General features: G+C 54.0%; 8 protein-coding genes. 6 read left to right on the top strand and 2 right to left on the bottom strand.

Annotation, left to right across the window (positions count from 1 at the left end; all coding sequences use genetic code 11):
* Positions 1-58 precede the first annotated feature (58 nt).
* Positions 59-1,966 (bottom strand): glucosamine-6-phosphate deaminase, encoded by a 1,908-nt coding sequence (nagB, locus tag IEY39_RS04855; RefSeq protein WP_188929064.1) that lies wholly within the window; start codon positions 1,964-1,966, stop codon positions 59-61.
* A 93-nt stretch (positions 1,967-2,059) separates the two neighbouring features.
* A complete protein-coding gene (locus tag IEY39_RS04850) occupies positions 2,060-2,629 on the bottom strand; it encodes an RNA polymerase sigma factor (RefSeq protein WP_188929062.1) in 570 nt (189 codons plus the stop codon).
* A gap of 159 nt (positions 2,630-2,788) precedes the next feature.
* Between IEY39_RS04850 and IEY39_RS04845 the strand changes: the two genes are divergently transcribed.
* The 6 genes from IEY39_RS04845 (at position 2,789) to IEY39_RS04820 (ending at position 15,283) form a co-directional block, all read left to right on the top strand.
* Entirely contained in the window at positions 2,789-3,808 is a 1,020-nt protein-coding gene (locus tag IEY39_RS04845) for a FecR family protein (protein ID WP_188929060.1), read from the top strand.
* Between the two features lie 58 nt (positions 3,809-3,866).
* Entirely contained in the window at positions 3,867-7,349 is a 3,483-nt protein-coding gene (locus tag IEY39_RS04840; protein ID WP_188929058.1) for a SusC/RagA family TonB-linked outer membrane protein, read from the top strand.
* 4 nt (positions 7,350-7,353) lie between these two features.
* A complete protein-coding gene (locus IEY39_RS04835; RefSeq protein ID WP_188929056.1) occupies positions 7,354-8,919 on the top strand; it encodes a SusD/RagB family nutrient-binding outer membrane lipoprotein in 1,566 nt (521 codons plus the stop codon).
* 69 nt (positions 8,920-8,988) lie between these two features.
* Positions 8,989-10,014: a FecR family protein gene (locus IEY39_RS04830; protein WP_188929054.1), complete on the top strand. Its 1,026-nt coding sequence runs from the start codon at positions 8,989-8,991 to the stop codon at positions 10,012-10,014.
* 64 nt (positions 10,015-10,078) lie between these two features.
* Positions 10,079-13,618 (top strand): SusC/RagA family TonB-linked outer membrane protein, encoded by a 3,540-nt coding sequence (locus IEY39_RS04825; protein ID WP_188929052.1) that lies wholly within the window; start codon positions 10,079-10,081, stop codon positions 13,616-13,618.
* A gap of 27 nt (positions 13,619-13,645) precedes the next feature.
* Positions 13,646-15,283 carry a RagB/SusD family nutrient uptake outer membrane protein gene (locus tag IEY39_RS04820; RefSeq protein ID WP_188929050.1) on the top strand — a complete coding sequence of 546 codons (1,638 nt, stop codon included), beginning with the start codon at positions 13,646-13,648 and terminating at the stop codon, positions 15,281-15,283.

Raw genomic sequence — 15,283 nt, 5'->3', positions numbered from 1 at the left:
CCACAAAAATAAGGCAAAGATTAAATTAACACAAACTTAATGCGAGGTTTTTGGCCGATTAATAATGCCATCTTACAAACGCCTCCATAGCAGCATACTTGGTCAGACCCAATTGTGCATAGAGGTTGGCGGTATTGGCATTTCGGTCTTCAGCGCGTTGCCAGAACTCCCGGCTATCGCTACCCTGGAAGGGAACCATATCCTTTTGCGACTGGTGGATAAAGATGCCAAAGCGCTTCTTCATCACCTGGTCGGGGCTCATGGGAATGGCCATCTCGATCTCACTGATATCCCATTCCTGCCAGGCGCCCTTATAGAGCCAGAGCCAGCAGTCCTTCAACCACTCGTCGCCTGCGGCTTTCAACCGGCGCAAGGATTCAAAGACGATGTCGAGACAGACCTTGTGCGTCCCGTGCGGATCGGCGAGGTCACCGGCGCAATAGATCTGCTGGGGCTTGAGCTTCCGCAGGAGATCGACGGTCATTTGCACATCGGCTTCGCCCATGGGCTTTTTCTCGATCGTTCCCGTCTCATAAAAGGGAAGGTTCATAAAGTGGATGTTCTCGTCTTTCAGTCCCACATAACGGCAGGTGGCCTTGGCTTCGCAACGGCGGATGAGGCCCTTGATGGCGCGAATCTCGGGGGTATCGATATCGCTAGGCTTCTTTGTCTTCAGATAACGGGTAGCCTGCTCGAGGATTTGGGAAGATTTGCTGCTATCGATGCCCGAGAGCTGCTCAAAGCCTACGGCAAAATCGAGGAAACGGGTGACGAATTCATCGGTGACGGCGATATTCCCCGAGGTCTGGTAGGCGACATGTACGTCGTGGCCCTGGTCGTGCAATCGCATGAACGTTCCGCCCATGGAGATGATGTCGTCGTCCGGATGGGGCGAGAAGATGAGGCAGCGTTTGGGAAAGGGCTCCGACCGTTCGGGATGCGTGGGCAGGTTGGCGCCGGGCTTACCGCCTGGCCAGCCAGTGATGCTGTCCCGACACAGATAGTAGACCTGGAGGTTGGTCTCATAGGCATCGCCTTTTTCCACCAGCAGATCGCTGAGACCATTATCATTATAATCGCTGTTGGTGAGGCTGAGAATGGGCTTGCCCAGTTTGAGGGCCATGTTGACGACGGCCTTGCGCACCATCGCCGGTGTCCACACTGTGTCCCCCGTCAGCCAGGGCGATTTGAAGCGGGTAAGCTCGGATGCGGCTACCTCATCGGTGACGAAAATGCAATCATTATGTTGTTGCAGGAGGGAGGCCGGTATCTGTTCGGTGACATTGCCTTCCACTGCTTTCTGGATGACGGGCGCCTTGAGCTGACCCCAGGCCATCAGGACGATGCGTTTGGCCTTGAGGATAGTGCTGATGCCCATCGTGATCGCCAGCCGCGGTACTGCGGAGATATTCTGAAAGTCGTGCGAGTTGGCGATGCGGGTGGAGTTGTCCAGCGGCACCAGGCGGGTGCGCGAATAGATGCTGCTGCCCGGCTCGTTGAAACCGATATGTCCATTATTACCGATACCCAGGATCTGCAGATCGATGCCGCCGGCCTCTTCGATCATTTTTTCGTATTCCAGACAACGCTGCTTGATATCTTCTTTCTTCCACTGGCCGTTAGGAATATGACAGTTGGCGGGGTTGATATCCACTTTGCTGAACAACTGCTCTTTCATGAAGCGGTTGTAGCTCTGCAGGGCATCGTTATCGATGGGGTAGTATTCGTCGAGATTGAAGGTGACCACGTTCTTGAAGCTCAGCTTCTCTTCACGGTGCAGTCTTACCAGTTCGGTATAGAGCGATTTGGGTGAGGAACCCGTCGCAAGACCCAGGACGATCTTTTGCCCTTTTGCTTCCTTTTCACGGATGAGCGTTGCGATCTCTTTTCCAATAAAACGGGAACCTTCTTCCAAAGAACTGAAAATTTTTACCGGGATTTTCTCGAACGAGTCTACCATGCTCATAAATCAGAGTGTTTTTATTATTAAAACCGGGGCGAATTTACATCAAGGTGTTTGTTGTCCCAAAAATGTAACCATTGTTGCGACAAAAATCTGCTAAAGAAACAGCAAAAAAATCTCCATTGTTCCGGCGAGTAGCGCCTTGAGGGATTTGATCGCCTGATAAAGGAGATTGCGGGCCACCTGGTAATTGATGTTCATGATCTCGCTGACTTCCTCATAGCTGAGGTTCTGGTAGTATTTAAGATAGATGATCTCCTTTTGCCGGTTGGAGAGCCGGCCCATGGCTTTCAGCACCCGTTGTTTCTTCTCATCGCTATCCTGCTTACTGATGAGGGCCATCTCATGGCTCCATTCAAAAGCGATGTCGGCGCCACCGGCGAGCGGGATCATTTTCCCCTTCTTGCTGAATGCTCTTAACAGCTTGTATTTTAGTGATTTAAGAAGGTATGCCTTTATCGAGAGCACGGGTGTCGCAGATTTGGCCTGCCAGAGTTCGATAAACAATTCCTGGATACAATCTTCCAGCAGGGTAGTGTCAGTGGTGAACTTGCTGCCAAACCGGAAGAGGGCCTCATAATGCACCCGGAAAAGCGTTGCAAAGGCTTCTTTGTCACCTTTGCGAAAGGATTCCCAAAGCATTATGTCCTGGTTGGCACTGTTCAAGGGTGGTGGTTGAGCATTATTCAACAAGGAAAATACACTAAACCTATTGTCGGGAAAAAATATTTTAGCGGATTTGGCAAAAAAGATCAAAAAAACGGGCAATCACGGTTTTGGAAATTATCTTTATGCCCAGGAGCCGCGGAGCCCCAGAACCATATTATGTCAGCAAATTACACAGAGCCGGAAGAGCTTTTAGCGGATGAGTCTTTTCTATCCTGGTATTTTAAATCGGGTGCAAAGGATACGGAGGACTGGGATCAATGGATGGCGGGCCATCCCGATCGGGAGCAACTTGTCCGGGATGCTGTAGCCTTGCTTGACACGGTGCGGGTGCGCGAGACAGAGGTTCCGATACAGCGCATACAGGCTGCAGAGAAGGCGCTGCTTAGCAGGCTGGATGAAATCCCGGCCGCCGAAACTTCTCAAGCTCGCGCTGGCCTGTTGAACCTGTATAGTTATCGCCGCTGGATGGTCGCTGCTGCCGTCCTCGTTCTACTTGGCGCCGGTGTCGTCGTTGTCGCCATCCGTTCGGCCGGCGACCGGGTAATGAAGACGGCTTATGGGCAAGTCGTGCATCGCGAATTACCCGATGGCAGCGAAGTGACGATGGATGCCAACAGCCGGCTGCAGTACTCTAAAGGGTGGAAGGACGGCTCCAGCCGGGAAGTGTGGCTCAACGGCGAGGCATTCTTTCATGTCCGGAAGACCGCTTCGAACAGCCGCTTTATCGTCCATACCGACCATTTCGATATCATCGTCACCGGCACCCGGTTCAATGTCGTCAACCGCAATGGTGTCGAGAATGTCCTGCTGCAGGAAGGGAGTGTTATCCTTCACGGCAAGGATGGGAGGGAGATGACGATGACGCCCGGTGAGTTTGTGAGCTTTGAAAAAGAACTGGAAAAAAGAACTGTCCAGCCTGACAGCGTCACCGCCTGGAAGGACATGAAACTGGTATTTGACAAAACGCCGCTGCGGGAACTGGTGTCCATCGTCAATGATCATTACGGAGTCCATATACAACTGGAGAATGCTTCGCTCGGGGATAGCACCATCTCGGCCATTTTGCCCAACAACAACCTGGATGTCCTGTTGCAGGCCCTGGAAGCGACCTCGGAGTTCAACATCATCCGAAAGGACGACCAGATTGTGATTGCCGCCCAGTCCGGACAGAAGTGATCCAGGAACCGCTGAAAGCGGTTCGATAGAGCTTCGCGCACATACCAAACACTGCACCATGAGAAAATCAAGCTTTTACGGCTTTCTGCTTGTATTTTTTCTCGGTCTCATCCTCACCGGCTCATCCCGGATACGGGCGCAGCAATTGCCGGCTGATCCGTCCCGGCGGCCGTTGATCGATGTGCTGATCGAGCTGAACAAGGTGCGTGGAGTATATTTTCTCTTCTCCCAGCAATCTCTTGCCAGGACCCCGGTGAACGGACCGGTGATGACGCCCGGCATCTCCATCGAAAGGATACTTACCCAGGTGTTGAAGAATACCGGTCTTCGCTATAAGAAGGTGGACGATAGAACCTTTGTCATCCTTGACAGGCGCCCCGCCGCCAGTACCAGCGACTCGACTGCTACGCCGGACTACCCCGACCCGGCGACGGTCTCTGCGGCCCCACCGCGGATGCAGTTTGTCACAGGCCATGTCATCGCGCATGATGGTCAGCATTTACAGGGGGTGAGTGTCACCATCCAGCATACCCAAAAAGGAACCATCACCGATCTCAGCGGCGCCTTCTCGCTGGAAGCAGCCAGGGAGGACACGCTTGTCTTTTCCTTTGTCGGCTATCAAACAAAAAAGATGGCAGCAGGCAGTGTCGGAGCCGATGGTATCCTCCTCGACGCCTCCGAAGAGCCATTGACCGCGGTGCTGGTGACGGCCCTTGGCATTCAAAAACAGGAACGGTCGCTGGGGTATGCTACCGATGAACTGGATGGGGGGCTTTTCACCGGGGCGAGAGCCGTCAACCTGGGTAATGCCCTTGCGGGCCAGGTGGCGGGGGTCAGCGTAGCGGAGAATGCGACGGGACCTTATGGCAGCAGTCGCGTCCTTATCCGCGGGAATGCATCGCTCAGTGGTAATAATCAACCGCTATTCGTCGTAGACGGCATCCCATATGATAATACTACGCAGAGCAGCGCCGGGCAATACGGCGGACAGGATCTGGGTGACGGGTTGTCCAATCTGAATCCTGACAATATCGAATCCGTTCTCGTGCTGAAGGGGGTAGCGGCCTCCGCCCTGTATGGATATCGCGGCGGCAACGGCGCCATTCTTATCCGGACCAAGTCCGGCTCCCGAACGCATGGCATCGGCGTACAGGTGAATAATAACCTGACGGTGAATACGGTGATGGACGAACGGGAATATCAGTACGTCTATGGCCAGGGGCTTTCGGGGATAAAGCCAACGACCGGCCAGATGGCGCTGGCGGCACCTTATTATAGCTGGGGGGCCAGGATGGATGGGACCTCCGCCGTGAATTACCTTAGCGATAATTATGCGTACAGCCCGGCAAAAAACAATTTCGCGGATTTCTTCCGCACCGGGGTCATGAACCAGCCTTCGGTGGGGCTCACCGGCGCCAATGCCAAAGGCCATTTCCGGCTGGGGATCTCCGATCTCCACCTGGCTGACGTTGTACCCAATTCCTCTATGAAGCAGCAGGGATTCAACCTCAACTCCACTTATTATGTGACCAACCGGCTGCAAATGGACCTGACGGCGGACTATGTTTTCGAGAACGTGACCAACCGCGTCTCGCTCTCCGACGACGCCGGCAATGTGATCGCGGCCCCGATGTACCTGGCCAATTCATTTGATATCCGCTGGATGAAGACACACACCGCCCATCCCGATGGGACGGAATGGCTGCCCGGCACCACCGATCTTTATTTCGAGAATCCTTATTACATCGCCTACGATTACCAGGATATGACCAGCCGCAACCGGTTAACCGGTGGGCTTACGTTAAAATACCATTTGCTGGACTGGCTGTATGTCCAGGGCCAGGTGACGCGCGACGGCTACCTGCTCGATGTGACCAATATCGTTCCTTCCGGTGTCGAGTATACGCGTAGCGACGGCGTTCATGGCGGGAACCTTACCCAGTACGAAGTCGATTATCACGAACTGAACACGAGTTTTATGGTCGGAGCGCATAAAAAGCTGGCGTCTGAGCTAAATTTCAATGCCGACTTTGGCGCCAACCGCCAGGATAATTCCTCCACGATATCGGGTATCGGCGCTGTCCCTTTTTCCAACAACCGGGCCGCGGGCCCCTTCCTTGTGGCGGGGAATTATAATGCAGCCGATATTATCAATCCTCCCTATAGCTCGCATCTCCGGCGCTACCGCGTAAACAGCATCTATGGCAGCGCCGACCTGAGCTTCCGGAATTATCTTTTCCTGAATGTGACCGCCCGCAATGACTGGTTCTCGACGCTGAACATCAACACCGATGATTTTCTCTATCCCTCCGTATCGGGAAGCTTTCTTTTTTCTGAAGTCTGGCGGCTGCCCGGCTGGGTGAGTCTCGGAAAATTACGGGCTTCCTACGCGGCATCCTCCAATGGAACAGAACCTTATCAGAACGCCCTGGTATATGGGATACAGAGTTATTCCCTTCCTGGTCAGCCGCTTGGCTATATTGCTACCGGTGGCCTTATCCCCAACCCCAACCTTCGCCCGGTGAGCATCGCGGAGAGAGAGATAGGGCTGAGTACGCAGTTCTTCCATAACCGGCTGGGCCTCGATCTCACCTGGTATAGCAAACAGACGACGGATGATATAGTCAGGACGACGGTAAGCACAACGTCGGGGTATAGCCAGTATATCGAGAACATCGGCCGTATCCGTAATACCGGCATCGAAGGACTATTGACCGCGACGCCGGTGAAGACGACCAACTTCAGCTGGAGTCTTTCCTTTAACTATGCCATCAACCATAACAAGGTGCTTTATATCGGCGGTCTTCCCAGCATCGTGATCAATGGCGCCTATCCCCGCTGGGGCAGCGAGGTGAGCATCAGCAATGTCGTGGGACTGCCGTATGGCCAGATAATGGGTTATGCTTACCGGCATGACGCAAAGGGTAATATCATCTATAGCGATGGGGTCAGCAATCCCGCTCCGGCGGGTGAGCCGGAACCTACCGGTGTAGTGCCGCTGGGGTCTACCGTCTATAAGCAAACCGGTGGCATCACCAATGAGCTGCATTACCGGTGGTTGACGCTTTCCGCCCTGGTGGATTTCAAATTTGGCGCAAAGATCTATTCCGGCACCAACCTGCTCCTTTATTATTATGGACTGCAAAAGGCGACATTGGCGGGCAGGGATGGGGGATATGTCGGGAAAGGCGTGCTGGAGAACGGCCACCCTAATACGTTTGTCGTACCGGCGCAGCAATACTTCCAGGATATTTCCGCCGGGGGTACGGACCATATTGCGCAGGAGTTCGTCTATGATGCGAGTTTTATCAAGCTGCGTTCGGCCACACTGACCTATACCGTCCCGGCCACTGCGCTGAAGAAGCGGTTTATAAAAGGATTGAATTTTTCGCTGGTGGGTCGTAATCTTGCTATCCTGATGAAACATGTACCCAATGTGGACCCCGAGTCCAGCATCAACAATACCAATGGGCAGGGGCTGGAATTGACCGGCTATCCTGCGACAAGGAGCTGGGGATTCAATATGAATATAAAATTCTGACCGGATGAGAGGGAGATCGAAACTGTTGTTATTCTTTTGCGTCCTGCTGGCCGCCAGCGGGTGTAAGAAGGATTTTGTGGCGATAAATACCGACCCTACGGCGATATCCGGGAGCCAGATAAATTTCAACTATCTTTTCACCAATGCCGAACTGATCACTGCCGGCAATTCGGATGGCAATGGCTTCGAGGACTGGCGGAACAATCTCATTTATTCGGGGTGTATGATCCAGCACCTGTCGTCCACTTTTTCCTACTGGGATGGCGATAAATACTTCTATAACGGAAATTACAATTCCGCCTACTGGGACGCCAACTATCCCAACAGCATCGCCGACATCGTGGAAGTGATAAACCATGTGCAAAAAGATACTGCTTCCTTCAATTTCTACCAGATAGCCCGCATCTTCAAGGCCTTTATGTTTCAGCGGATGACGGATATGTATGGGGACTGCCCTTATTTCCAGGCCGGGCTCGGGTATATCGGCGGCATCACTGCACCGCACTACGACCGGCAGCAGGATATCTATATGGACATCCTCCACGAACTCCGGGATGCGGCCACAGCGCTCGACCCCGGGCGGCCCAACACCATCGGGGCTGCCGATCTGTTATATGGCGGCGACCCGCTTTCCTGGAAGCGATTTGCCTATTCCGAGATGGTCAGAGTGGCGATGCGGCTTTCCAAGGCAGACCCGGTTACTGCCGGGCAATGGGTGCAGACGGCGGTGCAGGGTGGGGTGATGACGGGGAATGCCGCCAATGCGATGGTACATCACCAGAATGTCACCGGAACACCGTTTGTCAACGGCAACGGGCTCATTTTGCTGGGAAACGATCCCAATGGTTACCGTCTCCATGCCACCTTTGTACAATTCCTGCGGTCGACGGCCGACCCCCGTCTCTCCTACCTGGCAACTGTATGCGCAAATCCCGGTCAGCCGGCCGACAAGGGTGATACTACTGCAGCCCGGCAGTTGGGTCAGCCGGGAGGATACGATCCACCGAATAGCGGCGGCGCCCACGATCTCACTGGTGCGCCCGGCTGGCCCGGCGATCAGAAAGCTTATTCGGTCGTCAACCGGTATACCTTTGCCCGCCTCGATGTGCCTACTTTCTTTCTCACGTATGGGGAGACGGCCTTGCTGCTGGCAGAGGCCGCCCAACGGGGCTGGATCGTTGGCGATGCCGCACAATATTATAACGCCGGGGTGCGGGGTGCGATGCAGCAACTGGCTTTGCAGGCGGGCGCTGGGCCGGACGAGGCGTCGATCGATGCCTGGCTTGCCGCGCACCCCTACAATGCGGCACAGGGACTCGAACAGATAAATGACCAATACTGGATCGCCGGATTTATGGATGAGAACGAATGTTTTGCCAATTTCCGGCGAAGCGGCTACCCGGCACTGACGCCTGTCAACTACCCTGGAAACGTCACTGGGGGCACCATCCCCCGACGATTTACCTACCCACAGAGCGAGGCTTCCGCTAATGGATCCAATTATACCGATGCCGTTTCGCGGTTGTCCGGCGGGGATAAGATGAATTCCCGGGTTTGGTGGGATAAATAAAAAAAATTTACAAAAACTTCATTACAAAGCTATCGGCGTTGACACTTTTACTGTCAGAGGGCTACTGCTATGTCAAAAAACTATATCGGGGTAGAGGATCTTTTATCGGACGAATCGTTTTTATCCTGGTATTTTCAAACGGATGCCCGCTGTATCCGGCAGTGGGAAGCCTGGATGGCTGCAGACCCTCTTCACCGCGCACGCGCGGAGCAGGCCGTTGCATTTCTCCAATCCCTCCGCCTCGACGAACCGGAAATTACGGCGGATCAGCTGACACAGGCCGAGATGCGGTTGTTGCAGCAAATCCGTGAAGCGGAGAACAGAAGCTACCGGGAAACGGAGCCTAAAGAGCACCGGCGTCCGGTTCTTTCTACCCGGCGCTGGTGGATGGCTGCCGCCGCTGTTCTGTTAGTAGCAACCGGAGTCTATATGATCCGGGAGTTGTCCCTCCGTTCGCAACCGATGGTACATACCGCCTATGGCGAAGTGAAAGAAAACCTTCTCCCCGACGGCAGCAGTGTTGTCGTCAATGCCAACAGTAAGCTGAGCTTCTCTTCAGGCTGGAAGGATGGAAAGGACAGGGAAGTTTGGCTTACGGGAGAGGCCTTTTTTCATGTGGCTAAGACACCCCTGAAAAGCCGGTTTATCGTACACGTCAATCACTTCGATATCATTGTCATGGGCACCCAGTTCAATGTCGTCAACCGGAGTGACAAAGCCAATGTCACGCTCAAGGAAGGCAGTGTCATTCTCCACACCGAAGAAGGGAAGGTTGTAAAGATGGCTCCCGGGGATTTCGTGGAATTCCGCAATGACGACCTCCGTAAAAAGCAAGTGAAAGTGGATAGTGTCATCGCCTGGAAAGAACATCAGCTGCAGATGAACGGCACGCCCTTGAGGGACCTGATCGTGGTGATGCGGGAGAATTTCGGCGTCCAAGTGACGACATCGGGGCCGGCCGTCGAAGAAAAGAAGATCTATGCCATCATCCAGACAAACAACCTCGATCTGTTGCTGGCGACCTTACAGGCTACGGGAGATTTCGATATCACCCGCGACGGCGACAACATCATGATCAAAGACAAAACGAATTAAGGACCATTCAATAACTAAAGTTTCATTTTCTTTTTATCAATCAAACGCTGCAAAAATGAGAAAAATGCGCTGCACTCTTCGCGTGCTCGGCATCATGCTGGGCGTACAAGCGGTTTGTTTTGCTACCGCCCATGCGCAGTCTACCTATGCCTATGCAAGGAAGAATGTCATGGTGACGGATCAACGAGCCCCGGACACGGATCAACCCGCCGACAACCTTCAGAAAGCGACCTTGTTCAAGGTGCTGAAGGAATTGAACCGGACGCGGGGGATCTATTTCCTTTTTTCCGAGCAATCTCTTGGTACAAAACTGGTGAATGCTCTGCCTGCCGGCAACGGTAGCGGCAGCATTGAAAAGACCCTGGAGCAGGTGTTGAGGAACACCGGGCTGAAATTTAAAAAGGTTAGTGACAAGACCTTTGTGATCCTTTACGCTACGGCCGGCAATTCCGCGTCGGAGGCGAGGCCGGTAGATTTCACCCGGAATATGATCATATCACCGGTAGCCGATAACCTGATCACGGCTCCCACATTCGAGCCTATTTCGGGGAAGATCGCCGGTGCCGATGGTGCGCCTATCGCCGGCGTCAGCGTGACCGTCAAGGGCACCAAGCGGGGGACATCCACCAATGCTTCGGGTGTCTTTACCATCGATGCCAAAAAAGGCGATGTGCTGGTCGTCTCCTACGTTGGGTATAAGACACAGGAAGTAGTTGTCGGTGACGGCGACCTGGCGATCACCTTGCAGGCGAGTGACCTGCAACTCAACGAGGTGGTTGTTACGGCGCTCGGTATCCAGCACAAGGCCAAGGATCTTACCTATGCGACCCAGAAGCTGGCCAATTCCGATCTCACCACGGTGAAGGACGCCAACTTTGTCAACAGCCTTACGGGCAAAGTCGCCGGGGTGACCATTACCAAGAGCGCCTCGGGTCTCGGCGGTTCGGCCCGCGTGGTGCTGCGTGGGAACAAGTCTACGCAGAATAACCAGCCGCTGTATGTTATCGATGGTATCCCGCTGGCCAATTACAGCCCTGCCCAGCCCACGGATGCCTGGGGCCAGTCTTCCGGCGCCGGCACTTCCGGGCGGGACGGCGGAGATGGTATCTCCAACCTCAACCCTGACGATATCGAAAGCGTCACCATCTTAAAAGGCGCGTCGGGTGCTGCGCTTTATGGAAGCGCCGCCGCCAACGGGGTTATCGTTATTACTACCAAGAGCGGTAAGGCCGGCAGGACCCGGATCAATGTCTCTTCTGATCTGACGGCTGAAAAGCCCATGTATTACCCGGATTTGCAATTCAAATATGGTCAGGGGCTCGCCGGAGTGGCGGCAACTGACACCACGAATGAAAACAGCTGGGGGCCGGTGGTGAATGCACCCGATCATGTCAAGCCTTTTTTCAACACGGGTCTGACGGAAGTGACTACGGTGAGCCTTGCCGGCGGCACCGAGAAGTCCCAAACATATTTTTCCTACGGCAATACATCCAGCAAGGGGATAGAGCCGACGGCCAGCTTTATCCGGCATATCTTTAATTTCCGTGAAACGGCCAAATTCCTGAATGACCGCCTGACGGCCGACGCCAATCTTAATTTCGTCGACCAGGAAGCAGACAACCGGCCTGTAAGTGGTTTGTATGCCAACCCGCTTACAGGGCTTGAGCTTTTCCCCCGCGGACGGAATTTCGATCAATACAAGAACAATTATCAGTACTTCTCCGTGCTGCGGAACACAAACCTGCAAAACTGGTTCGATATCAATTATGAAAAAGGGTTTATCGGACAGGACCATGAACAGAACCCTTACTGGATCCTCAACCGGATGCCCCGTATAGACAAGCGCGATCGCGTCATCGCCAACCTGAGCCTGAAATTCAAGCTGCTCGATTGGCTGAACATCCAGGCCCGCGGCAACGTGGACAAATCCTGGGATATTTTTGATTCGAGATTTTATGCCGGCACCCAGTCGGTGCAGTCGGCGCCCAACGGTCGCTATTCCTATGCCAATGATGTGAATACACAGTTGTATGGCGACGTTATCCTGATGGCCAACAAGAACCTGACACCGGACTGGAACCTGCAGGTGAACCTGGGGTCAAGCATCAACGATACCAAGTTGGCGGATATTTCCTTCGATACGAATCCTAATGATGCACAAGGACTTTGGTTCGCCAACAAATTCGGGTTACCCTTTATCACTCCGAGCGCCCTGGTGAGCCAGCAATTTGATCAGAAGACCCAGCAGCAGGCCGTTTTCGGGAGCGCGGAACTCGGGTTCAAGCAGTATCTCTATTTTGACGTCACAGGCCGCAACGACTGGTCCTCGACGTTTGCCTTCACGCCCACTAAGAACTCCGGCTATTTCTATTATTCGGCCGGGGCTAACTTCATCCTTTCCGATGCGGTTCATTTGCCGGAGGCGGTCACCTTCGCAAAGGTCAGGATCTCCTATGCCAGGGTAGGAAATGCCGTATCGATCTATAGCACCAACCCGCCACAGAACACTATCAATAACCAGACGGGATCGGTGACGAACACCAAGACTTTCCTGCCGGGTACCTATCTTAAACCCGAGGACAACCGGTCGTTCGAGGCTGGTACGGAATGGCGTTTTCTCCGCGACAGGGTAGGGGTGGATGTTACGTACTATAAGAACAACAACTATCGCCAATACATGGAGATACCTGCGCCGCTTGGCTCAGGCTACCAAACCTACTACCTTAACCTGGGCAATATCCAGAACACCGGGGTCGAAGCGACCGCATTCGTTGTGCCGGTGCAGACCCGGAAGTTCAAATGGACGAGCACTATCAACTTCGCTGCCAATCAGAACCGGGTGATCCAACTGTCGGATGCGAATGTGCCCGGCGCAGGACCCGGCAATGCCTTTATTCTCTCGAGTGCGGGCGTGAACATGTATCAGTCGGAGATCAAGCAGGGGGGCCAGTGGGGTGATATCTATGGGTATATGTTCAAGCGCAATACCAAGGACGGGACCATTATGGTCAATCACGACGGCAGCGCCATCAAGCTGTCAACGGTGGGTGGTTCGGATTCGCTTGGATTAGTTGGTAACCCCAATCCCAAATATACCCTGGGTTGGAATAACAGCTTCGATATCGACCGGTTCTCAGTGAGCCTGCTTATCGACGGTCGTTTTGGTGGCAAGGTCCTCAGCATGACCCAGGCGGTGTTGGATGAATACGGCGACAGCAAAGCCAGCGGGGCAGCCCGGGACGCCGGTGGGGTGAATATCAAGGCCACCGATGCTTCTACCGGTACCACCTATTCGGGTCTCATCCCGGCTCAGACGTTCTACAAGAGCGTGGGCGACCGCAACGGCCTCACCGAATTTTACATGTATAGCGCCACGGCGGTAAGACTGAGAGAGCTGTCCATTGGGTACAGCATCCCCACGCATGTTTCCTGGATCAATTCCCTGAAGGTAGCCGTCATCGGAAGAAACCTTTTCTTCTTCCATAAGGATGCACCTTTCGATCCGGAAACGTCGATGTCTACCGGCAACAGCCTGCAAGGCATTGAAACCTTCAGCCAGCCTTCCACGCGGAGCATCGGTGCAAGTGTAAAAGTCGCCTTCTAACGAGTTAAAACTTTAATCGTATTAATTATGAACTATAGTACTATAAAAAAACGCTTCACTGTCGCGGGATTTGCGATCCTCGCCGGCAGCCTGCTGCTGGGCGGCTGTACCAAGCGATTTGACGAATACAATACGAATCCCTTCGGCATTTCCAACGAGGACCTTGCTGCCGACTACAAATTGCTGGGCCAGCCCCTTGTGCAGGTGCAGCAGGACATCTATGTGGCGCAACCCGCCTGGGATACCCAACTGCAGCAAAACCTCATCGGGGATAACTATTCCGGTTATATGGCAAGCCCCACACCCTTCCTCGGCAACCAGAACAACATGACCTATGCCCTGGTGGACGGCTGGAATGGTCAACCCTGGGCGGATGCTTATAACGACGTGATGGCCCCTGTTCAGGCCGTATTGAAGAATGCCGGGACCCAGTATCCCGTTTTTTCCGCCTGGGCCAAGATCCTGCGCGTGGAAGCCATGCACCGGCTGAGCGATATTTACGGGCCGATCATTTACTCGCATTACGGTCAGGTAAACTCCGATGGAAGCATCACCTATGACTCCCAGAAGGATGCTTATTACGCCTTTTTCACCGACCTCGACTCCGCATTGGCCGTATTTACGCCGCTGGCGCAAAATGCGAATGCGCCCAAAACCCTTACCAATTTCGACCAGGTATACGGCGGAGACTTCAAAGAATGGGTAAAGTTCGCCAATACGCTAAAATTACGACTGGCCATTCGCATCTCGCTTATAGACCCGACAAAGGCGCAGGCGGAAGGCGAGGCAGCGCTGGCCAACCCCATCGGGCTGATGACGGCACCGGCAGATAATTTCAACGTCAACATCGGCACTTTCACTCACCCGCTGAATACGATGAACAACTCCTGGGGGGACTGCCGGTTCGGCGCGCCGCTGGCATCCTATCTCACAGGCTATAGTGATCCCCGGGCTCCTAAATACGCGGTTCCTGCCACTGATCCGGCCGTTGCCGGCAAGGTCATCGGGGTTCGCAACGGGATCAACATCGATGCCAAAGGACGGTATGAAGGATATTCCCAGCCTATTACCTTCCCGAACTACAGCGCCGCGAATGGAGCCGCCAACTTCGTCCAGTTGATGACTGCTGCCGAAGCCTGGTTCCTGAAAGCGGAGGCCGCACTTCGCGGATGGGCCGGCGCAGGCAATGCGGGAACGGATTACAATAGCGGGGTCACGCAATCCTTTGCGCAGTACGGCCTGGATGCCACCGCCTACCTGGCCGACGCAACCAGCACCTGTGCCCAGTATATCGATCCCAAGGCCATCACGCCGGGACAGAACGATATCACCACCGGTTCGCCTTACCTGAGCACCATCACGATCAAATGGGATAATTCCGCTACCTTCGCGCAGAAGCTCGAGCGCATCATTACCCAGAAATACATCTCGATGTTCCCCGACGGCCAGGAAGCCTGGTCGGAGTTCAGGCGTACCCTCTATCCCAAGCTTTATCCCAACGTCGTGAACTTTAGCAATGGGTCCATCCCCACGGCCAAATTCATCCGCCGGATCAACTTCGCCCTCAGTGAAAGAAACACCAATCCCAATGGAGTTGCGGATGCTGTCAAGAAGCTTGGCGGACCCGATACGGGTGGTACGCCGTTGTGGTGGGACGTGAATTGA

Source organism: Puia dinghuensis (genome assembly GCF_014642875.1).
GTDB classification, from domain to species: Bacteria; Bacteroidota; Bacteroidia; order Chitinophagales; family Chitinophagaceae; genus Puia; species Puia dinghuensis.
This window is presented reverse-complemented; position numbering and strand designations above follow the sequence as displayed.